Origin of the sequence: Oribacterium sp. P6A1 (assembly GCF_000702885.1) — a bacterium.
Classification (GTDB): domain Bacteria; phylum Bacillota; class Clostridia; order Lachnospirales; family Lachnospiraceae; genus Oribacterium.
Map to the genome: position 1 here is coordinate 25676 of NZ_JNKO01000010.1, position 24265 is coordinate 49940.

A 24265-nucleotide genomic window follows, 5' to 3' on the forward strand; every position below is an offset into this window, starting at 1 on the left:
ATCCTACACCCTGGAGTTTACTCCAGGTCAATCTTTTTTCGATTTTTAATTTCTAAAATAATTCTAAAATGAAGAGAGTGGCAAAAACATTTGCCACTCTCTTCTGATACATCACACAAAATCATTTATTTATCATTAATCATTTTATCAGCCTGATCTTATTATATTCGATTTCCACCGAGTCAATTTCCACCGAATAAAAATAAAGAAACTTACCCTTCGTTCCATCTTGCGTACTTCAATGCCAGTGCCATGATGGACGGACTTATAACCGCTCCTACTCCGTAGAAGCAATGAAGAAAATTCATTACCGAACCGGAATAGTTATTGGCCACATAGTGATTTACCGATGCATCAATAGCTCCGGCTCCAAGTCCGTAAGGTATGGCGAATAAAAATAACATCGCATACTGCCATGAAATTGAGAAACCAAGAAGACCAATGATAGTAAGGAATTGAGTATAATTTTGGCAACCACATCATATGGATTTTTATACGAAAGACATATATAGTAATCACTGGGTTCAACCATGGTATATATGAAATCAGTTATATAGATAGAGGTAATCAAATGAATGATAGAGATATTGATGATCTTCAATGGAATAGTCTGTTTGAAATGGCGAAGGAATATGAAGAACAGAGTGACTACGAAGATTATTCAGAAGCATTAACTCCTGCCTCATTTCCTCCGGTCATAAAAGAATTTAAAACTCCGGAGGAAACACTGAAAGCACTTTTTGGTTATGATGAATTCAGGCCCGGTCAGAAAGGGATAATTGATGCTATCCTTAAGGGGCGGGATGTTTTTGCGGTAATGCCTACAGGTGCCGGAAAATCCGTCTGTTATCAGATTCCTGCAATGCTTTTACCTGGCATAACGTTGGTTATCTCTCCGCTTATTTCTCTCATGCAGGATCAGGTGAAGTCACTTAATGAAGCCGGGATACCGGCGGCTTTTATAAACAGCTCTCTTTCAAGGAATAACTTTTACGAGACACTTCGTGGTGTAAGAAATGGAATATACAAGATTGTATATGTGGCACCGGAACGGCTCATGACTGATGAGTTCATAGAGCTTACCGGATCCGTTCGTATATCTATGATCACAGTGGATGAAGCCCATTGTATTTCCCAGTGGGGGCAGGATTTCCGTCCGAGCTACATGAAGATCATAGAGTTTGTAAAAATGCTTGAAGAAAAGCCAATCATCAGCGCATTTACCGCAACTGCAACGAAGAATGTCCGTGAGGATATCATCTGTATCCTTGGACTTAAGAATCCGTATACTCTGGTTTTAGGTTTTGACAGAGAGAACCTTTTCTTTCAGGTGGAAAAGCCTAAGGACAAAGATAGATATATTCTGGATTTCATTGCAGAACATCCCGGTGAAAGCGGCATTATATACTGTTCCACCAGAAAGAACGTGGACAGTGTTTTCGAGATGCTATTTAAAAAAGGAATTTCAGTCGGCAGATATCATGCCGGAATGAATGCCTCCGACAGAAAGAAAATGCAGGATGATTTTGTTTATGACTATACCGGCATAATCGTTGCCACCAATGCTTTCGGAATGGGAATAGACAAGTCTAATGTCAGATTTGTCATCCACTACAATATGCCTCAGAGCATGGAGAACTATTATCAGGAAGCAGGAAGAGCAGGAAGAGACGGACTTGAATCAAAGTGTATTCTTTTGTATTCGGCGCAGGATGTAGTCATTAATAAATTTCTGTTGGAACGTAAAGAAACAACTGACATTGATCCAATGGATCTTGAGAACATAAGGGAGATGGACAGCCAGAGGCTTCAATCGATGGAAAGATACTGCTACACCACAGAGTGCCTTAGGAACTATATCCTCAAGTATTTCGGAGAACAGCCAAAAGAGCCCTGCGGTGATTGTGGAAACTGCCTTCGTGAATTTGAAACAATTGATATGACGGAAGCTGCAAAGAAAATCATCAATTGTGTTTACGAAGCAAAAGAAAGATTCGGAAGAGGAATCATAGCAGATGCTGTCTTGGGAGTAAAGACTTCAAGAATAAAACAGATTGGAGCAGATAATTATAAGTCTTTTGGAGCGCTTTCCTCATCGAATAAAAATCTTCTTATGAGACTTGTGGAACAACTTGTCCTGGAAGGGTATCTGGAGGTCGGAGCATATCAGGTTCTCAAAATGGGTGATATCAATAAACTTAAAAATCCAGAAAATAAGGTTTTTGTAAAGATCACAGATGAGGATAAGCTTCCTACTGCCAAGACTAAACCTGAAAAAAGACAAATTGGAATCAGTTCACTTACATCATCCGGCTACAAACTTTTTGATAAACTTCGTGAACTTAGACTTGAGATTGCCCGAGAAGAAAATTTGCCGCCATATATCATTTTTAACGATAAAACATTAATAGAAATGGCTGTTAAGGTACCGACCAATCAGCTGGAAATGCTTGGCATTTCCGGTGTTGGTGATAATAAATATAAGAAATACGGAGGTCGGTTCCTTGATATCATAAGAGATTATACAGACATATATCCCGATCTTCTCACAGAAAGGATTTTACATGAGAAGGAAACAAAGGTTCCTGCCGCAAGGAGCAGAAAAAAGGAAGATAAGCAGGAATTCAGTCTTCTTCCGGCAGAAGCTGAAAACTACAATTATGATGGATATAAGCTGGTATCGGAAATACGTGATGAATTAAACCGGATCTGTGAACGAGAAAATGTAAAGAAGATTCCGGCAACAAGGCTGACGGAGATATTGGTGGCGGAAGGCATTATTTCAAGTGAAACAGAATCGGATGGGTTTTCAAAAATTCCTACAGAAAAAGGAAAAGTTCTTGGTGTAATCGTTGAAGACAGAGTAAGTCAGAAAGGCAATGAATACCATGTACTGAAATACTCTCCGGAGATTCAGAAAATTCTCGTAGAACATTATGTTTGTGAAATTGATATGATGACATAAGTGTCATCATATATAGCTTATTAGTTGGAGGTACTATATGAAATTACTGATCATTCGTCATGGAGATCCGGATTACGAGCATGATTCACTTACAGAAACCGGATGGACGGAAGCGACACTACTGGCAGAACGTCTTTATAAAACAGAAGATATCAAGGAATTTTATGTATCGCCTATGGGACGTGCCCGGGATACTGCTTCTCTTACTTTGGAGAAATTCGGTAAAACCGCAGTGACCCTTCCATGGTTACGGGAATTCAATGAAGCTTTGATTAACAGACCGGATGTGACAGAACGAAAAATGATCTCATGGGACTGGTTACCACAGGACTGGACAGTGGAGCCTCTTTTTTATGATGCTGATCATTGGATGGATGCCGGTGTTTTCAAAGAAAGCTCTGTCCCCGAAACATTTCGTAAAGTCACTTCCTGTTTTGACGAATTTCTTTTAAATCATGGGTACCGTCATGACGGAAATCTATTTCATGTTGAAAATGCCAATACAAACACTATAGCTTTATTCTGTCACTTCGGGGTAGAATGCGTTCTTTTATCACACCTTCTGCATATATCTCCCATGCAGCTTTGGCATGGCTTTTGTGCCGCACCATCTTCTGTCACGGTGATAAACACAGAAGAACGACGGAAGGGAATCGCTCATTTTAGAGTAGCTTCTTTTGGAGACATCTCACATCTTTATGCAGGTGGCAGATCTTCCAGCTTTGCTGCACGATTTGCAGAAGTATATGGTAACGGAGATCGTATTGACTGATTCTAAAATCAGTATTCTCAAAACAGCAAATTATTTATAGAAAAAACGGTAAAATCCGAATGTACCGTATTTAGCCACTTAAATATATATTGAAGATGATTCTGAGCTTATTACATGATCATCGTATTTTAGAGGGGGACCGGCAGATTAGGGGCTGTCGGTTTAGAGTAGTATAAAAAAATTATCAATCAAAAAACATCTTTATATCATCTTCCACATTTGTGATAGAACCTATTCCGAAACTGTCCACCAGAACCTTTGCCACATTAGGTGAAAGGAATGCCGGAAGTGTAGGTCCGAGATGTATGTTCTTAACTCCAAGATAAAGAAGTGCAAGAAGTACGATAACCGCTTTCTGCTCATACCAGGAAATGTTATAAACTATGGGCAGATCATTTATATCATCAAACCCAAATGCCTCCTTAAGCTTAAGCGCAATAAGTGCAAGTGAATAGGAATCATTACACTGACCTGCGTCCAGTACTCTTGGAATTCCATCAATGTCTCCGAGATTCAGTTTGTTGTACTTATACTTGGCACAGCCTGCTGTCAGTATCACAGCATCCTTAGGAAGAGCCTTTGCAAATTCTGTATAGTACTCTCTTGACTTTGCACGTCCGTCACAGCCTGCCATAACAACAAATTTCTTTATGGCTCCGGACTTTACCGCGTCAACCACCTTATCTGCTAAAGCAAACACCTGAGCATGGGCAAAACCGCCTATGATCTCACCCTTCTCTATCTCTGTAGGTGCTTTACAGGTCTTAGCAAGTTCGATTATCTCAGAAAAATCCTTCTTCTCTCCGTATTTTCCATCGATGTGTCTGCATCCGGGATATCCTGTCGCCCCTGTTGTGAAGAGTCTGTTCTTATATGATTCAGCAGGAGGAACGATACAGTTTGTGGTCATAAGAATAGGACCATTAAAGCTTTCAAACTCCTCTTTCTGCTTCCACCATGCATTACCGTAGTTACCGGCAAAGTTATCATACTTTTTAAAGAATGGATAATAGTGAGCCGGAAGCATTTCTGAATGAGTATAAACATCCACTCCGGTTCCCTTAGTCTGCTCCAAAAGCATCTCAAGATCCTTAAGATCATGACCGGATATAAGAATTCCCGGATTATTCCTTACTCCGATATCAACCTTTGAGATTTCAGGGTTGCCATAGGCAGAAGTATTGGCCTCATCAAGCAGTGCCATTCCGTCTACTCCGTACTTTCCGGTCTCAAGTGTAAGAGCTACATAATCATTAACAGAAAGTGAGTCATCAAGAGTTTTTGCAAGTGCCTCCTGAAGAAAACTGTCTACAGCTTCATTATCCTTTAGAAGAGCATTGGCATGCTTTGAATATGCAGCCAGACCCTTAAGTCCATAAGTAATCAGCTCTCTAAGTGAACGGATATCCTCATTTTCTGTTGAAAGAACACCTACATGCTTTGCTTTTTCATCATAGTCACTTCTCGTTCCATTAAAAAGAGCTGCTTCAGGAAGATTTCCTTTTGCATCAATCTGTTCTATAAGCTGTGCTTTTACTTTAAGGGTTTCCTCGATTTTCTCCGCAATCTTCTCATAATCAAAATTTGCATTTGTAATGGTTGTGAAAAGATTTACGGTAATAAGATGATTGATATTCTCATCAACTTTTTTACCTTCATTGCGAAGCTGTGTTGTAACAGCGCTAAGCCCTTTTGTCACATACACAAGAAGATCCTGAAGATTGGCCACCTCAGGCTTTTTCCCGCATACACCAACCATTGTGCATCCTTTGCAGCCTGCTGTTTCCTGACACTGATAGCAGAACATTTTATTATCCATGGTAAAACCTCCTAAACGAAAACTAATGTGTTTTTCGAAGGAGATGATAATGCATCAGGCCAAACCTACGTGTTGCGGCTGCAACATAATTATCCATTTATTTTTAAATCCATAACAACATCCGAGTCATATTTCCGACAGCTTTTGCTCTTGATAATTTATACATGATTTTTTCACTGTTATTCTTCCATATCCACAGTTTCATGATCACATAACAATAATGTATATTAAAAATGAAGCAAATACATTGTGTTTTAAAGGCCTCTTCCTATAATGAAATTATAAAACCATGACAAAGATAGGAGGTAGTTCTATGAATGCAAATGACTTTACCAACACAAGGCCCGAAGATGCCTGGAAACTGATCCGTGAAGGAACCATAGACTTTCCAACCGCAGGTATGTGCGCAGGCTATGCCCAGGCCAATCTCGTAATTCTTCCCAAACAATATGCAGACGATTTTAAGATATTTGCATCAAAAAACCCGAAACCATGTCCTATTCTGGAAGTCGTGGAAGGAACTCCTGATGTTCATGATATGGGCGAAGGTGCCATTATCACCAGTGATGTACCGAAGTATCGTATCTGGAAAAACGGAGAATTGATAGATACCGTTAAGGACGTTACATCATACTGGAAAGAGGATTCTGTGGCTTTTTTGATCGGCTGCAGTTTTTCTTTCGAAGAGGCCCTTATAAAAAACGGTGTAGAGGTACGTCATATATCCCTCGGCTGCAATGTTCCGATGTTCAAAACTAATATCCAGTGTGAGCCCGCCGGAGTTTTCAATGGTCCTATGGTTGTCAGCATGCGCCCCATGACCCCGGATGATGCCGAGATTGCAAAACGTATTACCGATGCTTATCCCAACGTTCATGGAGGACCTATACAGATAGGTGACCCGGAAGCAATCGGAATTAAGGACATCATGAATCCTGACTATGGTGATTCGGTTCCTTTCAAAGAAGGAGAGATTCCTGTATTCTGGGCCTGTGGTGTAACTCCTCAGGCGGCAATTGAAAATGCAAAACTGCCGCTGGTAATCACACATGCTCCGGGGCACATGTTTATAACCAATGTTCTCAATAAAGATTTAAACGATTATTTGGAAACAAAAAAACTAAATCCTGATAAGTAAAAAACATCCGGTGATGTATGGACTCAGTTCCACACTTCACCGGATGTTTTACCGCTTAAATTATATTTTGATATGATAGCCAAACAAACTGTACATATGAGTATAGACTCTCCACAAAGTGGGGATTTGCATTATTGGACTCTATAAAAAGCTTCTGTTTTACCTTATGTATACATATCCGTCCATTATTCGTCTGGCTGTGCGGGTAACTCCGCCCTTCAGCACTTTCTCGCCGTCCATCTTCATATCAACTTCAGTTACTCCTGAAGAGTGTCCGAGACGAATGATATCTCCGGGTACATCTTTCACGATTTCATTTACGATGGTTCCCGGAATCTTGGCTGCAGCTCCTGTTGCGACGGCAACCGTCATAGGATATGCCTTGTGAAGCTGTCCGACGGAAATGGCACGTACACATATATCCATTTTTTCACCGGAAACATCAGCACCGTCCATGTTCACATAATCCTGAGCTTCGCTTATGATGGATACCTTCGGTGCAGAAGTAGCCTTTGTGCGGGCTTCCATGAAGTCCTCAACAAACCCGAATTTCACAGCTGCCATACCTCTTATTCTCTCGATATGCTCCATGACATCTTTGTTGCTGTTCAGCTCAGTGAGTTCGGTTCCTTTAATGCCCAGGTCGGAAGACTTGATAAATACCACAGGATTTGAACAGTCAATGACTGTAACTGTTGCAGCCCCGTATCCGGGAACATCAAATACTTCCTGCTTTGCGCCTGTGGGGAAGAGTTTTCCGCTGCGGGAACCTGAAGGATCTTCAAAGTACATGTCTATACGGGAACCTGTTCCCGGAACACCCTGAATCTCCTCGTCTCCATACATGCAGGCATGCCCGTCCTTAACTCTTACATGTTCCTCTATTACCTTGTCAGTGTTGGTGTTATATACACGGACTATAGTGACAGGCTCCACTGCTTCCACCAGTCCTTCATCGATAGCGTAAGGCCCTACTGCAGAAGAAATGTTTCCGCAGTTTGCAGACCCGTCAACTCTCGGAATCTTGATGTCTACCTGTCTGAAGGTGTAATCAACATCAATTCCCGGACGGTCTGATTTCTTGATTACAGCTATCTTTGAGGTTGACGAAACGGTGCCACCCATTCCATCAATCTGCTTCACATCCGGCGTGCCCATGACCTTCATAAAAATCTCAGGCCACTCTTCCTCATTTTCCGGAAGGTCCTCCTGATGGAAGAAAACTGCTTTACTGGTGCCTCCCCGCATATATACACATGGAAATCTGCGCTGCTTCTGATCTGATGCTGACATTATTCTCCTCCTTTATCCTGCAACCGGTATCGCTTCCAGTTCATTTTCCTTATAGAACGGCGCCTTTTTAACAGTTATATGAATCCTGAACCCATTGATCTCCTCCACAAGGAAAATCAGCTTTATGGTCTTTCCGTCTTCATCGTAACGTGCAGTATCATAGTCCATGGTATAACCTTTTGACTCAAGATACTTAATGGCAAGAGGCATATCATTAACAAAGAAACCAAGATGTCCCATGGTGCCCTTGCCCATCTTTTTCATGAGTTCCATCTTATTGTCTTCAGTGAAATATGAAGCAGGTATCTCACGATAATTCTTATATCCAAACACATCCGTAAAAAATGCTTTCATCTTTTGGCCTTCTTCAGGGCTCTGTGCGTTAATGCCTACATGCCCGAATTCAAATTTCAGATCATTGAAATCCATGATTTTCCTCCTTTGTATGTTTTTTTACATTCTTTAATTCAACCCTAAATCTTCTCTGTATGAGTTGATCATGGAACCTGCGAGAAGTATCTTTTTCTCAGATTCTGTTACATCCTTTAGTTCCAGTTTCATCTCACGTATATTTCCATCGACACCAATGACTGTTGCCATAACTTCGGTTTCACCGTTCTTAACCGCCTTTCTGATTTCGGGAAGCCATACATATTCTCCTACTGAAAGGTTAATGTTGTCGTCCGGATATGTGAATGGCAGCATGCCCCAGTTCACACAATTGCTGCGGTAACGTTTTGTTGCATAATCTATGCAGATGTTTGCAAGACCTCCCAGCACCTTCTGACATGAAGCAGCATATTCTCTTGCGGAACCATCACCCGGACGCTTTGCATAGAGTACTGAACCTATACCTGTGGATTTCATCAGATTCTGAAGAACAGTATCATCAGAAGCATCGATACCAACCGATTTCAGTATACTGTAGAACTCTGCCACTTTCGCCCTGTCTCCCTGAAGTCGTGCTTTTTCATATACTTGAGTTTCCTTTGCATTTGGAACGTAAGACGGATCCTTTCTCTGAAGAGTAAACTCAGAAATTTTATAAGGGTTGGAACGATAAGAAGCTGTTTCTCCCGAAGGAATAAGTTCATCTGTGGTAGTTACTTCATCACGAATGACCGATGCCACACGAAGCAGCAGATTGTCTGTCAATGCCGACATCTCAGGCCAGTCCTTTATGGCAGGACCATACTGTATTTCTGTATCCGGTTCCGCTTTTCCGAAACCGTTGTAAACAACATTCTCATACAGCTTTTCGTTGAATTCATACTCGGGAACCTGCATGGTACTAAATACATCCTGTATTTCTTCAGCCGATGTGAGTAATCCTCCGTTAAATGCAGTAGCCGCAATGGACTTGGAATCCATAAGTGCTGCACTTGCCACCTGGCCCTGACCGGGTTTGCTGCCCTCTCTGTTCGGGAAGTTTCTGGTTGAATGTCTTATGGTAAATGCATTGTTTTCGGGACAGTCAGATGCTCCGAAGCACGGACCGCAGAAGGCGGTCTTTACACGAATGCCATGTATCATTAAGTCATTCATTACACCTACTCTGTTAAGTTCAACCATTATGGGCTGGGATGCAGGATAAATATTGAAGGGGAACTGTCCGAGGCCGTGTCCTACAGCTTTTGCCACTGCATCAACGGCATAGATATTTTCAAAGGATCCCGCTGCGCAGCCTGCGATATTGCCCTGATCAACACGTATACGGCGGTCTACCGTAAATCCATGAGTGAGGAACCCTCTGTCAGAAACATTACCGGAAACAGGAACTATCTTGCCCTTGATGTCAGGATGGATGTCCGGCGTGTTCTCAAATGTGCTTACTGCCTGCTCCTCGATCCATGCTGCATACTTCTCCGGATTCTGAATCACTTCCCTTAGCGGGAATGCATTTGAAGGATGATATGGCAGGGCTATCATGGGTTCGACAGTATCAAGATCGATTTCAACCACAGCGTCATAAAGGGCTGCCTTACCGGGTTTAAGATGCTTATAGTCCTGAGGGCGCTTGTGTATTTCAAAATATTTTCTGACCACTTCATCAGTCTCCCAGACAGAGGAAAGACATGCTGATTCTGTTGTCATGGTATCTATTCCGTTACGGAAATCCATGGACATGGAATGGACTCCGGGACCGATAAACTCAAGGACTGCATTCTTCACGAATTTGTTTTTAAATGTTGCACCGATGAGAGTAAGAGCAACATCCATGGGACCCACCCAGGGCTTCGGAGCTCCGTGAAGCAGTACTGCAATAACCTTCGGGTACTTTATCTCATAGAATTTACCGATCATGGCCTTTGCAAGCTCAGGTCCGCCTTCTCCTATGGAAACCGAACCCTGCGTACCATAGCGGGTATGTGAATCGGAAACTATGGCCATATCTCCTGACTTTATCAGCATTTCACGCATGTACTGATGGATGACTGCCTCATGAGGAGGGACAAATATGCCTCCGAACTTGTGACAGGCGGTTTCAGCGTATTTATGTACATCCGTGTTTATGGTACCTCCTACTGCTGCAAGGCAGTTATGGCAGTTTGTAAATACTGTCGGCATCGGGAATTTCTTGAGTCCTGACGCTACGGCCGTCTGGAGTATGCCTACATAGGTATTGTCATAAACACCCATTTCATCAAACTTAATTTGAAGATTTTCCATATCTCGAGACTGATTGTGGGCCTTTAGTATCTGATATGTGAGAGTCTCTTTTTTTGCATCCTCCTGGTTTATCTCCGGATGCTCTTTGATAGAAACAAGCTTTTCATCGTTTAATATGAGATGTTTTCCCTCGTGTAACCTTATCATATATACCTCCCGGACAGCTTTGTGATGTGAGTATCAAAAGTATTTATCACCAACTTATGATGCACGGCAGGCACACATAAGTGTGCCCCGTGCCAATGAACATCTTTATATTGCAAAGGATTATCTTGGCTGATTCAGTACAGTTATCTGTGAGTTTCTTCCATTTACCATTTCACGTGTGATATGTGAGGTCTTATGTAAATCTGATTTCTCATATGTTCCGATTACAACTGCGATGATTGCTAATGTGATGATAGTTGACATAGTATATTCCTCCTTGTGTTTATCTGAAAATTCATTTGTACTGATATTGCTTCTCTGTTTTTGTATTTCTTTCTCTTGACACTTCAGATGATAACATTGATATATTCATGCGTAAAATTCACATATTTCCTGTTTATGCATTCCATATAGGCATGTATAATAATATTGGTTGCAGGCTATTTCTAGTTATAGACACATATACTTCGTATGTATTTGGAAATGAATTATGGCAGGGAATATAAACTAATATCTGTATTATGAATATAAAAAGAAGAAACGGCTTTTCACAAAGGAGGCGCCAGAGCTATGACAGACAAAGATATAGAGATACTTAAGGATCTTTCTGAAACCCACAACATTACAAAAACTGCAGAGCGTCTGTACACCACCCAGTCAGCTCTTACAAAGCGTGTCCAGAGTATAGAACAGGAGCTTGGATGTCAGTTGTTCATCAGATCAAAAAAAGGACTTGTTCCCACTCCGGTTTCTGAATCTATCCTTCCCTATGTCAAAAAAATCCAAAATGATATGGAGCAGATACGAAACCTTGCGGAAAATCCTGACGGGGAACTGAGCGGCACACTGAAAGTTGGTGTGGCAGTGAACTATGCCCGTTACAGACTGGCAGAGACATTGGAACAATTCATAGAAAAATATCCGAAGGTTGATATACAGCTAAGTGCCAAAAGAAGTCCGGATTTATACAAGGAACTGATATCCGGAGAAATAAATGTAGCTATCATCAGGGGAGACTATCCCTGGGCGGAAGGCGACGTGGTACTTTTCGAAGAAAATGTCTGCCTTGCAATGAATGAAAAAATGAAGGGCAAAGACCTGAATGAAATACCTTTTCTGGACAGAACTTCTGATTTCAGCTTCGAAGCTGATCTGAGTAAATGGATGAATGAAAATAAAATACGCCGGCATACAGGACTGCAGATCAACGACGTTGAAACCATCATGCAGATGATAGAACGTAATATCGGCTGGTCCATACTGCCGGCAATATGTCTTTCAGAATTAAAAGGGATTACGGAGCCTTTGTCGTTTCACTCAGGTGAACCTTTCCTTCGTAAAACCCACCTTCTATACAGGCCGGAATATATCAAGCTTCCCCAGGTGCAGGCATTTATAGAGACGGTTAAGTCTTGCTAGTGCAGCCGTCGTATCAATGAAAATGAATACAGCAAGGTAAACACATACATTAAAACACAGAAGAACCGGAGTCATACTGTAGTTTCGTCCGGTTTTATCCGAAAGTTTTTTAACTATTATAATGTATCTTGGCTTTTCTTCATCGTTCTCCTTATTATAAAAATTATTCCTTTATCACAAGCTCATCTGCATTATTAAACCATGCTGCGGTACCGTCAGAATTGGCAAGTGTCAAAGCCCCATCGTTTCTCTTTTTCCATTGAAGCTCATGATTGATGTAGCGATTACCCCCATAGGAGCCTGAGCCCAGATTCGCGGCCTGATCGAAACGATCTGTGTACTCGTGTTCATAAAGTTTTGAGCTTCCGTCAGTTAATATCGTAAAGATGAACCAGTCATTATCCTTGAAGCTGAAGCTGTAGCCATTCTCAGTCTTATTCATGGAAAGCTGTCCCACATCATTGCTGTACTGTTCTTTAACAGTTATAGTTCCGTTACGGATTTCCTCCCGATAGTATTCTTCCTCATACTCTATAAAAAAATCATCAAATGGTTTTCTTACATACCGCTCGTATTCAGTACTGTTGCCGCTGCACCGAGCCTCTATGTAGTATGGTCCCATGCTGTCCTTGGCAAATACATCTTCTTTCAGCTTTCCGGGATGCTGGCAGAGAGAAACATACCGGAAATACAGTCTTTCCTTTTTGTATAAATCATCGAAAAACTTCATATTGTATTTTTGCAGATCACAATCTTCGGGAATGTTAATGTCTCCGTTTACGTGAATCACAGGTCTGTTATCCGACTGCCTTATAAATTCGTCAATAAGTGCACATGCTTCCTGATTCCAGTTTATAATATCGTCTTCCTTCCGATTCAGGAATTCCATCATCCCGTCCGGATCCGTTCCGGTCAACGCCACCACGAATTCACCGGGAAGCATTCCGACATCCACAGACTTTTCACCATATGCTTTTCCTTTTCGGAAAAGAGTTGCCTCCTCCTGCAGAGAAACATTAAAACCATTGATACTGCACTCAGAGCTTCTCCCTGAAAGACTCAGAACCTCAAGGATATAGGGCTTTACCCGTTCGGCAAGAAAAGACATGTCTCCTTCGAGAAATACTTCCCCGCTTTCGATCTTGACCTCATACTTTCTGTCCTTTTCTCCGTCATTAAAGCTTCCGTCCACAATATCCGTAAGATAGTAGGGACCACTTGGATATCTCTCTATATACGACTCCGCCGAAAGCACCTTGGATCCCGGAATGTGTTCATCCAGCCAGGCCTGCATTACCGCACTGCCCTTTTCCTCCATCTCTGTCTTTTCGGATTCCTCATACTGGGGTCCATGACAGCTTGAGAATCCGGATAAAATGATCACAGAAAAAACCATGGTTATGAAAATGATAAATTTTTTATTCATATCTCTTTATCCTATTCGTCCTCATCCAAGTCAAAAATATCAAATGGACCAAACATAAAAACACCTCCTCGTAAAGGTATATAAGAACAAAACTGTTTCTATATATACAATACACGAAGAGGTGTCTTATAAAAAGAGTTGTTGAATAGTATTCTTATACTGCTGCAAATCCCTTTTCAAGATCTGCAATGATATCATCTATATGTTCTGTTCCGATGGAAAGTCTGATGGTGCTCTGTGTGATGCCCTGATCCAGAAGCTCTTCCTCGGAAAGCTGTGAATGAGTTGTGGTTGCAGGATGGATAACCAGACTCTTTACGTCGGCAACATTGGCAAGAAGTGAGAATATCTCAAGGTTGTCTATGAATTTCCATGCTGCTTCCTTTCCGCCCTTAATCTCGAAAGTGAAAATAGATGCCCCGCCGTTCGGGAAATACTTCTCATAAAGTGCATGATCAGGATGATCCGGAAGAGACGGATGATTTACCTTCTCAACCTTAGGATGATTCTTCAGGAACTCAACAACCTTCTTTGTATTCTCGGCATGTCTGTCCAGTCGGAGTGACAGAGTCTCCGTTCCTTGAAGCAGGAGGAATGCATTGAACGGAGAAATAGTCGCTCCCGTATCTCTCAAAAGGATGGCTCTTACATATGTAACAAATGCTGCGGGTCCCACAACATCATAGAAAGATACTCCATGGTAACTTGGATTTGGTGAAGCTATGTTCGGATACTTTCCGCTTACCTTCCAGTCGAACTTTCCGGCCTCAACTATAACTCCGCCAAGGGTTGTTCCATGTCCGCCGATGAACTTTGTGGCTGAATGAACAACGATGTCTGCGCCGTGCTCAATTGGTCTTATGAGATACGGTGTTCCGAAGGTGTTGTCTATAACAAGCGGAAGTCCATGCCTGTGTGCGATTTCAGCGATGGCATCGATATCCGGGATGTCACTGTTTGGATTTCCGAGAGTCTCGAGATAGATTGCTCTGGTGTTATCCTGTATAGCTCCCTCCACTTCATTAAGGTCATGAGCATTTACAAAGGTTGTGGAAATTCCGTACTGCGGTAATGTATGCTCCAGGAGATTATAGCTTCCGCCGTAGATGGTCTTCTGTGCTACGATATGTCCGCCGTTTGCGGCAAGAGCCTGAACGGTGTAGCTTATGGCTGCTGCGCCGGATGCCACCGCAAGAGCTGCACTTCCGCCTTCAAGAGCAGCGATTCTCTTTTCGAACACATCCTGGGTGGAGTTTGTGAGTCTGCCATAGATATTACCGGCATCCGCAAGTCCAAATCTGTCAGCTGCATGCTGGCTGTTTCTGAATACGTAAGATGTTGTCTGGTAAATCGGAACTGCCCTTGAATCTGTTGCCGGATCCGGCTGCTCCTGACCTACGTGTAACTGAAGTGTCTCAAATCTGTACTTGCTCATATCTCATTTCCTCCCTTTATACATCTTTTGATAATGTCTTTCTGCTTGCTCCTTCATAAATCCCTGCTGATTTTTTATTTGTTTTGTCAGGTATTTACAAAAGATTCTTTGTATTATTTCCTAGATGTTTGCTAGGCTTTCTGATGAAATGATGATATATCAAATCAAGTAGGTATACATAACTCAAAATTTTTATGTCTATCTATAGTTTGGATCTATAACATGCAAAAAAGACAAAATTTTGAATCGTACTTATTGCCAAACAATTAACATGACTTTGATTGTGTTGTTTTATGAGTCTCTTATCTAAAATATCTCAGTGCTTCCACAAGAGCCAGAATAGTCAGGGATTGTCCGTAGGCCATAGGAGCAATGAGTATATTTTTATAATGTTCTTTATTCATACCCATTCCTGTACCGCCGGAAACATTGAGCACTGTTCCATCTTCCGAGATATTGCCCAGTATCCCCCTGATAGCCTTAGCGGCGCATGCTTTATAAGAATCATCCAGAATCCCCAGTTTCAATCCCTTAAGTATTCCTGCTGCAATAGCCGCAGATCCTGATACCTCTTCATAGCTTTCCGTATCATCCAAAACCGTATGCCAGAGACCGCTCTCCGCCTGAAGATTCTTCAATGCAGAAACCTGAGATTTGTAGCAGTCAAGAATAAAACTTTTCACACCTGAATTGAGAGGTTCCCTAAACTCCTCCAGGTAGTCAAGAATCCCAAGTGTGAACCAGCTGTTGCCGCGGCACCAGAACACCTCACCGAAATTGTTGTTTTCATTGAATGTCCAGCCATGATAAAACAGACCGGTTTTCTTGTCATAAAGGTACTTTATGTGCATCAAAACCTGATGGATTCCCTCATTTATCCATGCTTCATTCCGGTACTTCTGCCCCATCCTGTTAAGGAAAAGCACTGTCATAAAGATGGTGTCGATCCACATCTCATTTTCGTTAAGACGTACCCCCTGACGGTCACCGTTTGCGCTTGTGACATGCTGGAACCCCCCTTCCTTTGTTCTGGGAAGACAGTTCATGAGCCAGTCTGCCCAGCTGAGACACAGCTCCTCATATCTTTTGTCTTTAAGCCTATCGTTAAGTTCAGAAAGGGTAAGCAGCGGAGTTGTGGTGTTAATGTTTCTGGATGGAAGTCCTGCCTCCAGATTTCTGTCAAACCAGTCCTTAAGAAAAGTCATATACTCGTCGTTTCTGTCTATATCCATTTTATTGATAAGTCCGTACAGACCAACTCCCTGTGGCCAGTCCCACTCACTTATGCCGAAATCTCTCTTGAAGTACCCTATGGACTCTCCTTTTTCCTTAAGATCAGATTCATTCTCCGGTCCGTCAAGATTCATGAGCTTCTTGATCACCAGGTCAAGTTTATTTCCTATTTCCTTTTTACTTAATTCCATCTGAATTCCAACTCCTCACTTATTAACATTTTTTCCGTAATATCCGACATAGGTTTACAGGTTTACTTCACCACTTTATAATGATGTTTAGCCTTAAATTACCTGCAGGCTTTAACCCATTATCATTTCCGCAACTTAGCTGTATAAGGACTAAACATCATGCTTGAACCAATTACCGAAGCCAATGAAAAACTCACCCTCTTCTGCGCCATAGACGGTCTTGCCGTTGAACACAAGGTACGCTATGGGCAGTATGATATGAGAGTGAAGCATTTCCATCCCGAATATGAGATTTTCTATATTCTTGAAGGTCAGCGGGATTTCTTTTTCGATAATCGAATACATCATGCTTCAAAGGGGGATCTGATCCTTATTGATTCAAATCTCATTCATATGACCACATCAACCGGCGAAGATGATTTCGGACATAACAGAATCATTCTTTACATCACACCGGATCGCCTGAAGTCCATTGAAACCGCTTTTCCATCCCTTAACCTCACCCGTTTTTTCAGAACCAACTACGGTGTATATCATCTTAATGAAGAACAGCAAAACAACTTCATGGATTTCTATTACAGGTTCAAGAAAGAATATCAGGATAAAAAACCAAACTATCAGCTTTCCATGGAATTTGCCGTCATGGAACTTCTGCTTCATATGACCAGAGATCTTAAGCGCACCATAACTTTCGATGAACCCGGATCTGACAGCAAAAACTATCAGCATGCTTACGAGATCGCGGATTATCTCTCGGAACACTTCCGGGATGATATCGATCTTGATTTTCTTGCAAAGAATTTCTTTCTCAGCAAGTACTACCTGTGCCGTACTTTCCGTGAAGTCACGGGCTATAACATTCGCGAATACATAAACATTTACCGCATCCGCGCGGCCAAGCAGCTTCTGGAAGAATCGGATGAAAGCATTGATTCCGTAGCTTCCAAAGTGGGCTACCACTCAGCAACCCACTTTGAAAAGATCTTCAAGTCATATATGAATGTCTCGCCTCTGAAGTATCGCAAGCAGAGAAACGTGTATGTAAGCATGATACCTGTGATGGATCATCTGACATGATGATTCCGACAACTGTATGTACTTAATTCCTTTCGATTAATGCTAATCCCCCTGCCCTTTAATGCTATGGGATTAGCATTATATTTCCCCGACAGAAGTTTCAATTCGTTGATTAAGATATCAATAAAAACATGTTCTTTTGCTATGTTCTAAAGATAACTCCTACATATCTATGCTTATTCAAATCAGTCCAAGTGTCTTCGGCAGCCACTCTGAAATTGCGGGCACAAATGTCACAAACAAAAGCGCAACTATAATCACCGCAAAGTAGGAAACAAGTCTCTTTATGACATTTTCCACCTTCAGTTTTGCCACTGAACATCCCACAAAGAGTACGCTTCCAACAGGCGGAGTGACTGTTCCTATGGCCAGATTCATTACCATCATAACTCCGAACTGGATCTCATCCATTCCCACACTCTTCGCCACCGGGAGGAATATCGGGGTAAAGATCATGAGAGCCGGTGCCATATCCATAAATGTTCCAACGATGAGCAGGATAATGTTTATGATGAGAAGTATCACTATCCTGTTTTCAGACACCGAGAGAAGCAGTGCACTGATGGCCTGTGGAAGACCTGTGAAGGAAAGAACGAAACTGAGAACCTGTGATGCGCCGATGATGAGCATAACGATGGTTGTCATGGTTCCGGCATCAACGAGAACCTTGTAAATATCCTGAAGTCCTATGCTTCTGTAAACAAATACTGCAAGGATAAAAGCGTATATAACCGCAACACCGGCTGCCTCAGTCGGCGAGAAAAGTCCGGAGAGAATACCGCCGATGATGATAACTATCATGAGAAGTGAAGGAACCGCACGGCAGAAAGTGCTCCATGCTTCCTTAAGTGTTATATTCTCGGTTCTCTTTACAACGTATCCGTTTTTTGCCGCATAGGCAAATGCTACCGCTCCGCAAAGCACTGCCCAGAGAAGTCCCGGAATCCAGCCTGCCATGAGAAGCGCTGCCACAGAGGTTCCGCCGGCTGCAGCCGAGTACACGATGAAAGCATTGGTAGGAGGTATCAGCTGACCTACAGGAGCTGTTGCGATATTGGTTGCAGCCGCAAAAGCCTCGTCATACCCCTGCTCCTTTTCAAGAGGATTCATCACTCCTCCTATGGCAGTGGCTGCCGCGATACCTGAACCTGAAAGTGATCCGAAAACCGTGTTTCCCGCGATGTTCGTAAGAGCCAGTGAGCCCGGAACTCTTCCAAGCACCAGCATGGCGAGATCGATGATTCTCTGTGCTATTCCACCGTTACTCATAAGAGTTCCCGCAAGAATGAAAAAAGGAACTGCAAGAAGTGAGAAGGAATCTATTCCGCTTGCCATTTTCTGGGCTGAAATAAACATTCCAAAACGCGGATCCATAAACATTATTATGGTCACCAGTGCGGAAGAAATGATACTGAAGGAAATTGGAACCTTCATAAAAAGAAGGAAGAAAAACACTACCAAAAGTACTATAGCTGCCTGTGCCTGCATCATCACGCTGCCTTCCTTTCTGTCACATCTGACTCTTCTCTAATTTGCCTGCTAAGCTCCATAAGTCTCGGTACTGTATAGAAAACCATGAGAAATCCGGCGACAGGTACTCCCATGTAGTAGAACTCCATAGGCATCTGAAGTGCTGCGGATAACTGTCCTCTGGCGTTTAGTGTCACCATGATACCGCCAATGATAAATACCGATACACTTAGTATCAGAATCAAAGTTTCTACAAAGATGGCATTGAGTTTCTTTCCTTTTTCCGAAAATGTATCAACGATGAACTCAATGGCTATATGCTGATTCTTTCCGTATGCGTAGGGCACTCCCAGCATCGTGAGCCAGATAAGTGCATATCTCATAAATTCCTCTGTCCAGTCAGCTGCGTGGTTGAGAACAAATCTGGTGAAAATCTGCCAGAAATTGGCACCGACCATGCATACTATAAGGACAGCCATGATTGTTTCGATAATCCTGTTTACTGTCTTAGTCATTTTTTCTCCTTTCCAGCCTTTGGCTCATCAGCTTCTGTAAAGCTCGATGTCATCATAGAGCGCTTTATATTCGTTGCCCTGGGATTTGTATTCTTCATGGATAGGCTGAACAGCTTCGATGAATGCTGTCTTATCGATATCCTTGTAGATATTTACGCCATGTTCCTTTGCTTCTTCAATTGCCGAATCCATCATGTCATTGTAAACTGCCTTGAAGTTGTCATTGGTCTCGGAAAGCGCCTTTTGAAGTGCTTTCTTTTCATCATCTGAAAGAGAATTCCAGGTCTTTGTGCTGATAATGTATATGTCCGGAGAATACTGGTGCTCAGTGTAGGTGTAGGAACTCACCAGATCTTCATGTCCGTTTACTGTGAGCGCAAGCTCTGTGTTTTCAGCTCCGTCAACGATTCCCTGCTGGAGAGCTGAATAGGTTTCGCTGGAAGACATGGGCACAGGAGTTGCACCCATGGCCTCTATCATGCCCATGGAGGTTGTGCTGACCATGGAACGGATCTTCATGCCCTGAAGATCTGAAGGGTCATCCACACAGACATCCTTCTTGAGATAGTAATTTCTTGAACCGTTTGCGTAGTATCCTATCGCGATAAATCCCTGATCTGCAGTGGATTCAAAAAGCTTTTTTACAGCCTCGCTTTTTTCCATGGCCTCATAGTAATGCTCCTGACTTGTGAAAAGATAAGGCAAAGCAAAAATAGCATATCTGTTGTCGAACTGACCGAGAGTGTTGGAGCTGACCTTAGCCATATCAAGAATCCCGGCCTGTACCATCTCTACCTCTTCTGTCTCGGATCCCAGTTGTCCGCTTGGATATATCTTGATGCTGAGGTCTCCGCCTGAATCCTTTTCCGTGAAATCACTGAATTTTGCAATAGTGTCCGCAATCTCCGAACCATCCTGCTGATTATGAGCAAGTTTTAGCTGAGTGTTTCCGCTAAAATCAGAAGCCTTTACACTTATAAAGGTTCCTCCTGCTGCTATAAGCGCACAGGCTGTAAATGCTGCTCCTATGCGACCGACAATCTTTTTCATAAACTACCTCCTGGCAGAAAACAATTGATACGAAAAAAACAGATTATAATTGGCCAATTATCATGATGTAAGTGTAAAAAGTATATTCTGCTCATCAATTATCCGGCACTCATGTAATCTATAATACTTTCAGCCCTTGCATCATATTAAATTCTGATGTTTCGTCACTTCATTTAACTGTAGATATAGTAGCATTTTTGCATTTCGATTAATCTTTTTTAATTGCAATTTTTGATGATTTTTCGAACAAAATTGCGGTTTAGAAAAGGAAAACCGGTTTTTGTTCGTAATTCTTATCAAAAATCAAAAAAAGAGCCAGACCCTCAAAAAGGATCTGACTCATAGAAAATCCATATCGTTCAAATGCTGTTGTACCCAAAATATGCACAGACTTAGAATTATTGAAATCTGAAATGGATCACTTACTTTCCAAGAGCTATTCTTCCCATGGCATCTGCCTGCATGATGGCATCGTAAAGCTCACATGGCTGGACATCACCTGCAAGGTTATGAATGGTCTCACCGGGTACGCAGGCATTCTCTGCAATGATTCTAACCTGCTCTTCTGTTGTGATTCCGATCTGCTCAAGGGTTACAGGAAGACCGACTTCAAGGCAGAAGCTCTGAACATCATCAAATTCTTCCTTTGTTGCACCTTCAAGCACAAGCTGTACCAATGTTCCGAGAGCCACACAATCACCGTGATCCGCATGTTTACAGCCTACAGCAGTGACACCGTTATAGAAAGAGTGGGCAGCTGCACAGTTTACATTGTCTGCACCAACACCTGAGAGGTAAACATTGGCCTCAATTATATTTTCAAGAGCAGGAGTAACCACGTGAAGCTTACATGCCTCTATGGCCTGCTTTCCATACTGACGGAGTGTCTCATAGCAGAGCTTTGCAAGTGCCTGACCTGCTCTGGTTATTCCGGTTCCCTCAAGACTTGAAGACTCTGTACGGATGGAAGCTCTTCCCTCAAAATATGTTCCGAGAGCATCACCCATTCCGGAGACAAGGAAATGAACCGGTGCGTTGGCTATAACGTTACAGTCAACCATAACGGCATCAGGGTTTGTAGGATAGAACAGATACTTGTCGAAGCTGTGGTCATCGTTATAGATAACGGAAAGTCCTGTACATGGTGCATCTGTTGCTGCAACCGTAGGGACTATAACTATATGCTTTCCCTCGTAATATGCGGTAGCCTTTGCTGTATCAACTGCGCTTCCGCCACCGATGGCAACAACAACGTCGATGTTGTCGCTCTTTACTATCTCCTGCATCTTCTTTATTTCACCGTTGCTGGAGATTCCGCCGAAGATTTCATAACGTCTGTAATCGTCATGTCCTTCAAAGCTCTTTTCAATCTTGTCGTGGCAAGCCTTGTATCCGCTGTTGGAACATACAAACAGCCAGCGCTTGCCCATGTAACCCATCTCATCGTAAAACTTGTTTAATGCGTCTCGCCCCTGAACGTACTTGAGTGGTTCACGCATTGCTCTTAACCTGCCCATCATAATAAATGTGCCTCCTTATCAGAAAACGTTAATTAATTAACAATGCGTATATAATTTTAAACCTCTCAAAATCGGGTTTCAACGTTTTGAATTGTACTTATTGATAAACAATTAACATAGAGGATGCAGCCATGCCCACTATCTCCGTCTCTTTATAACTTATACATCTACTTATTAAATTGGTCAATCAAGTCTGAATACCGGTTCCAGCTTGGGCTGTGCACCGGTTACAGGGTCCATGACCAGTTCAAGGATATCTTTCATATACTCATTCCATTTTTCAACCACCGCACTTTCTGCCTGGGTTCTCTCTGCATAGACCACGCCTTTTTCGCATTCATAATATCCGAAAAGCTCGTCTCCGTCCGCAAATATGGTGTAGTTTACTATGCCTGCCTTTTTCAGAACCTCCACCATCTCCGGCCAGATTTCATTGTGTCGCTTTATATATTCTGCCTTGCATCCCGGTTTGATGCGGCCTCTCCATGCCATTCTTTCCATTTTTTCTCCTTTTAACTCTCATAACACTTTACATCAAAGGATTCAGACACAGCTTTTCTGAACATCCAAAGGTCTTCATATACTCCGGACGCTATCATCTGAGCTCCTATATTTCCGATGGCTGTAGCCTCTCCGGGACCTGCGATTACCTTAAGTCCGGTCTCCTTTGCAGTAAGCTCATTCAGCCACTCTGCATTGGAACCGCCACCTACGATATGAATAGTCTCATACCGTTTTTTTGTTATATCTTCGATTTCCTTCACTGCTTTCTTATAACATACAGCAAGGGAATGATATATGACTCTCGCTATCTCCCATGGCGTTTCCGGTACCTGCTGCCCGGATTCACGGCAGGCCTTCTTTACCTCTTCTATCATGGATTTGGGGGCGAGGAATCTTGAATCATTGGCATCGACTACAGAGTTGATGGAAGCCTCTTTGGCTTTTGCGCATAGATTTGCGAAGCTGAAATATTTCTTTGCATCTTCTATGCTTATTTCTTCTGTTTCTCCCAAGATATCGCCCGAATTATGGGATTCTCCTGCGTTCTCCCGTTTATCCTGCATCTTGGGGCCGGATGCCTCATAAGCTTTTTCAATATATAAATCGTAATCAGCAATCAGTTCTTTCTGAACTGACTGTATCATCCAAAGTCCCATGATGTTTTTAAGGAAACGGAATCTGTGATCGAAGCCGCCTTCGTTGGTGAAGTTGGCATCATGAGCCTCCTCTGAAAGTTCCGGGGCAAGAAGCTCTGTTCCAAGAAGTGACCAGGTTCCGGAAGATATGTAAAGCACATCCTCTGAAACGGTCGGAACACTCATAACTGCAGAACCGGTATCATGGGTGGCGGGAAGGATAACCTTACAGTCAAAGCCAACCTCTTCGATAACTTTCGGAAGGAGATTGCCAACAACAGTTCCCGGCATGGACAGTTCACCGAACAGCTTATCAGGAAATCCCAGCTTCTTTATCAGCTCCCTATCCCAGTAACAGCTAACTGCATCCAGAAGCTGAGTGGTTGAAGCATTGGTATACTCCTGCTTCTTTACTCCTGTAAGAAGGAAGTTTAGATAATCCGGCACCATGAGAAAACTCCCGGCCTTCCGGAGCCATTCAGGATGCTGTTCTTTAACTGCATTAAGCTGATAGATGGTATTGAAAATGGCCTTCTGTATGCCTGTCCGGTCATAAAGCTCTTTTTCGGAAATCACTTTATACACTTCCGAATCCTGCCCCTCGGTACGACTGTCCCTGTATGCAAAACATGGTCCAAGCTTTTCATCATTTTCATCCAGAAGTACATAATCCACCGCCCAGGTGTCTATAGCCATGGAAACAGGAATCTTGCCGGCCTCACAGCACTTCTTCATACCCGTCTTTATCTCACGGAACAGTCTTTCCGTATCCCATACCTTATGTCCGTTTTCTTCATCCATGCCGTTTGGGAATCTGTACATCTCTTCCAGAACTATCTTTCCGTTTTCAAGATGTGCAAGTATATGTCTTCCGCTGGATGCACCGATATCCACTGCAAGATAATAAATTTTTTCTTCGTTCATTTGATATACCAATCCTATAGTTGTTCTGTACATAAATACGTCAGCTCCCGGATTAAGAAAGA

The 24265-nt window shown here is 42.5% G+C and carries 20 protein-coding genes; 5 read left to right on the top strand and 15 right to left on the bottom strand.

Going from position 1 to position 24265, the window contains the following annotated elements; translation table 11 throughout:
• Positions 1-212 precede the first annotated feature (212 nt).
• Positions 213-404, bottom strand: coding sequence for a hypothetical protein (locus tag T515_RS08645; protein WP_036609866.1), 192 nt, complete (start codon positions 402-404; stop codon positions 213-215).
• Positions 405-571: 167 nt separating this feature from the next.
• Here T515_RS08645 and recQ point away from each other — a divergent pair, with 167 nt between their 5' ends.
• On the top strand, positions 572-2965 hold the full coding sequence (recQ, locus tag T515_RS08650; protein ID WP_242839358.1) for a DNA helicase RecQ: 2394 nt from the start codon (positions 572-574) through the stop codon (positions 2963-2965).
• Positions 2966-3002: 37 nt separating this feature from the next.
• Positions 3003-3737, top strand: coding sequence for a histidine phosphatase family protein (locus tag T515_RS08655; protein ID WP_036609868.1), 735 nt, complete (start codon positions 3003-3005; stop codon positions 3735-3737).
• 184 nt (positions 3738-3921) lie between these two features.
• Here the strand turns inward: T515_RS08655 and hcp are convergent, their stop codons facing one another.
• Entirely contained in the window at positions 3922-5556 is a 1635-nt protein-coding gene (gene hcp, locus T515_RS08660; RefSeq protein ID WP_036609871.1) for a hydroxylamine reductase, read from the bottom strand.
• Positions 5557-5869: 313 nt separating this feature from the next.
• Here hcp and T515_RS08665 point away from each other — a divergent pair, with 313 nt between their 5' ends.
• Complete coding sequence (locus T515_RS08665; RefSeq protein ID WP_036609873.1) at positions 5870-6694, top strand: putative hydro-lyase; 825 nt, start codon at positions 5870-5872, stop codon at positions 6692-6694.
• A 159-nt stretch (positions 6695-6853) separates the two neighbouring features.
• Here T515_RS08665 and T515_RS08670 read toward each other — a convergent pair whose 3' ends face one another.
• From T515_RS08670 to T515_RS17365, 4 genes are all read right to left on the bottom strand, one after another.
• On the bottom strand, positions 6854-7987 hold the full coding sequence (locus T515_RS08670; RefSeq protein WP_051671584.1) for a 2-methylaconitate cis-trans isomerase PrpF family protein: 1134 nt from the start codon (positions 7985-7987) through the stop codon (positions 6854-6856).
• Between the two features lie 12 nt (positions 7988-7999).
• Positions 8000-8416: a VOC family protein gene (locus T515_RS08675; protein WP_051671585.1), complete on the bottom strand. Its 417-nt coding sequence runs from the start codon at positions 8414-8416 to the stop codon at positions 8000-8002.
• A 33-nt stretch (positions 8417-8449) separates the two neighbouring features.
• Positions 8450-10804 carry a hydratase gene (locus T515_RS08680; protein WP_036609876.1) on the bottom strand — a complete coding sequence of 785 codons (2355 nt, stop codon included), beginning with the start codon at positions 10802-10804 and terminating at the stop codon, positions 8450-8452.
• A 120-nt stretch (positions 10805-10924) separates the two neighbouring features.
• The gene (locus tag T515_RS17365) at positions 10925-11068 is read right to left on the bottom strand and encodes a hypothetical protein (RefSeq protein WP_155988339.1); all 144 of its coding nucleotides are present in this window, start codon (positions 11066-11068) and stop codon (positions 10925-10927) included.
• 306 nt (positions 11069-11374) lie between these two features.
• Between T515_RS17365 and T515_RS08685 the strand changes: the two genes are divergently transcribed.
• On the top strand, positions 11375-12223 hold the full coding sequence (locus tag T515_RS08685; protein ID WP_036609878.1) for a LysR family transcriptional regulator: 849 nt from the start codon (positions 11375-11377) through the stop codon (positions 12221-12223).
• Between the two features lie 163 nt (positions 12224-12386).
• Here T515_RS08685 and T515_RS08690 read toward each other — a convergent pair whose 3' ends face one another.
• The 3 genes from T515_RS08690 to T515_RS08700 all read right to left on the bottom strand — a co-directional run bounded on the left by T515_RS08690 (position 12387) and on the right by T515_RS08700 (position 16508).
• Positions 12387-13649 (bottom strand): hypothetical protein, encoded by a 1263-nt coding sequence (locus tag T515_RS08690; protein WP_036609881.1) that lies wholly within the window; start codon positions 13647-13649, stop codon positions 12387-12389.
• Positions 13650-13803: 154 nt separating this feature from the next.
• Positions 13804-15084 carry an O-acetylhomoserine aminocarboxypropyltransferase/cysteine synthase family protein gene (locus T515_RS08695; protein WP_036609883.1) on the bottom strand — a complete coding sequence of 427 codons (1281 nt, stop codon included), beginning with the start codon at positions 15082-15084 and terminating at the stop codon, positions 13804-13806.
• Between the two features lie 302 nt (positions 15085-15386).
• Positions 15387-16508 (bottom strand): glycoside hydrolase family 88/105 protein, encoded by a 1122-nt coding sequence (locus T515_RS08700; protein WP_036609886.1) that lies wholly within the window; start codon positions 16506-16508, stop codon positions 15387-15389.
• Positions 16509-16667: 159 nt separating this feature from the next.
• Here T515_RS08700 and T515_RS08705 point away from each other — a divergent pair, with 159 nt between their 5' ends.
• Positions 16668-17585 (top strand): AraC family transcriptional regulator, encoded by a 918-nt coding sequence (locus T515_RS08705; RefSeq protein WP_051671586.1) that lies wholly within the window; start codon positions 16668-16670, stop codon positions 17583-17585.
• A gap of 180 nt (positions 17586-17765) precedes the next feature.
• Here the strand turns inward: T515_RS08705 and T515_RS08710 are convergent, their stop codons facing one another.
• The 6 genes from T515_RS08710 to T515_RS08735 form a co-directional block, all read right to left on the bottom strand.
• Positions 17766-19073 carry a TRAP transporter large permease gene (locus T515_RS08710; RefSeq protein ID WP_036610034.1) on the bottom strand — a complete coding sequence of 436 codons (1308 nt, stop codon included), beginning with the start codon at positions 19071-19073 and terminating at the stop codon, positions 17766-17768.
• Between the two features lie 2 nt (positions 19074-19075).
• Entirely contained in the window at positions 19076-19570 is a 495-nt protein-coding gene (locus T515_RS08715; RefSeq protein WP_036609889.1) for a TRAP transporter small permease, read from the bottom strand.
• Between the two features lie 27 nt (positions 19571-19597).
• Entirely contained in the window at positions 19598-20620 is a 1023-nt protein-coding gene (locus T515_RS08720; protein ID WP_036609892.1) for a TRAP transporter substrate-binding protein, read from the bottom strand.
• Positions 20621-21042: 422 nt separating this feature from the next.
• Positions 21043-22137 carry a glycerol dehydrogenase gene (locus tag T515_RS08725; RefSeq protein WP_036610036.1) on the bottom strand — a complete coding sequence of 365 codons (1095 nt, stop codon included), beginning with the start codon at positions 22135-22137 and terminating at the stop codon, positions 21043-21045.
• 186 nt (positions 22138-22323) lie between these two features.
• On the bottom strand, positions 22324-22641 hold the full coding sequence (locus tag T515_RS08730; RefSeq protein WP_036609895.1) for an L-rhamnose mutarotase: 318 nt from the start codon (positions 22639-22641) through the stop codon (positions 22324-22326).
• A gap of 11 nt (positions 22642-22652) precedes the next feature.
• A complete protein-coding gene (locus T515_RS08735; protein WP_036610038.1) occupies positions 22653-24203 on the bottom strand; it encodes a rhamnulokinase in 1551 nt (516 codons plus the stop codon).
• Positions 24204-24265 lie beyond the last annotated feature (62 nt).

Bases quoted from the DNA above. Each gene is read 5' to 3' on its own strand.
- T515_RS08645 (WP_036609866.1), bottom strand. From the start codon at position 404: ATGTTATTTTTATTCGCCATACCTTACGGACTTGGAGCCGGAGCTATT.
- recQ (WP_242839358.1), top strand. From the start codon at position 572: ATGAATGATAGAGATATTGATGATCTTCAATGGAATAGTCTGTTTGAA.
- T515_RS08655 (WP_036609868.1), top strand. From the start codon at position 3,003: ATGAAATTACTGATCATTCGTCATGGAGATCCGGATTACGAGCATGAT.
- hcp (WP_036609871.1), bottom strand. From the start codon at position 5,556: ATGGATAATAAAATGTTCTGCTATCAGTGTCAGGAAACAGCAGGCTGC.
- T515_RS08665 (WP_036609873.1), top strand. From the start codon at position 5,870: ATGAATGCAAATGACTTTACCAACACAAGGCCCGAAGATGCCTGGAAA.
- T515_RS08670 (WP_051671584.1), bottom strand. From the start codon at position 7,987: ATGTCAGCATCAGATCAGAAGCAGCGCAGATTTCCATGTGTATATATG.
- T515_RS08675 (WP_051671585.1), bottom strand. From the start codon at position 8,416: ATGGATTTCAATGATCTGAAATTTGAATTCGGGCATGTAGGCATTAAC.
- T515_RS08680 (WP_036609876.1), bottom strand. From the start codon at position 10,804: ATGATAAGGTTACACGAGGGAAAACATCTCATATTAAACGATGAAAAG.
- T515_RS17365 (WP_155988339.1), bottom strand. From the start codon at position 11,068: ATGTCAACTATCATCACATTAGCAATCATCGCAGTTGTAATCGGAACA.
- T515_RS08685 (WP_036609878.1), top strand. From the start codon at position 11,375: ATGACAGACAAAGATATAGAGATACTTAAGGATCTTTCTGAAACCCAC.
- T515_RS08690 (WP_036609881.1), bottom strand. From the start codon at position 13,649: ATGAATAAAAAATTTATCATTTTCATAACCATGGTTTTTTCTGTGATC.
- T515_RS08695 (WP_036609883.1), bottom strand. From the start codon at position 15,084: ATGAGCAAGTACAGATTTGAGACACTTCAGTTACACGTAGGTCAGGAG.
- T515_RS08700 (WP_036609886.1), bottom strand. From the start codon at position 16,508: ATGGAATTAAGTAAAAAGGAAATAGGAAATAAACTTGACCTGGTGATC.
- T515_RS08705 (WP_051671586.1), top strand. From the start codon at position 16,668: ATGCTTGAACCAATTACCGAAGCCAATGAAAAACTCACCCTCTTCTGC.
- T515_RS08710 (WP_036610034.1), bottom strand. From the start codon at position 19,073: ATGCAGGCACAGGCAGCTATAGTACTTTTGGTAGTGTTTTTCTTCCTT.
- T515_RS08715 (WP_036609889.1), bottom strand. From the start codon at position 19,570: ATGACTAAGACAGTAAACAGGATTATCGAAACAATCATGGCTGTCCTT.
- T515_RS08720 (WP_036609892.1), bottom strand. From the start codon at position 20,620: ATGAAAAAGATTGTCGGTCGCATAGGAGCAGCATTTACAGCCTGTGCG.
- T515_RS08725 (WP_036610036.1), bottom strand. From the start codon at position 22,137: ATGGGCAGGTTAAGAGCAATGCGTGAACCACTCAAGTACGTTCAGGGG.
- T515_RS08730 (WP_036609895.1), bottom strand. From the start codon at position 22,641: ATGGAAAGAATGGCATGGAGAGGCCGCATCAAACCGGGATGCAAGGCA.
- T515_RS08735 (WP_036610038.1), bottom strand. From the start codon at position 24,203: ATGAACGAAGAAAAAATTTATTATCTTGCAGTGGATATCGGTGCATCC.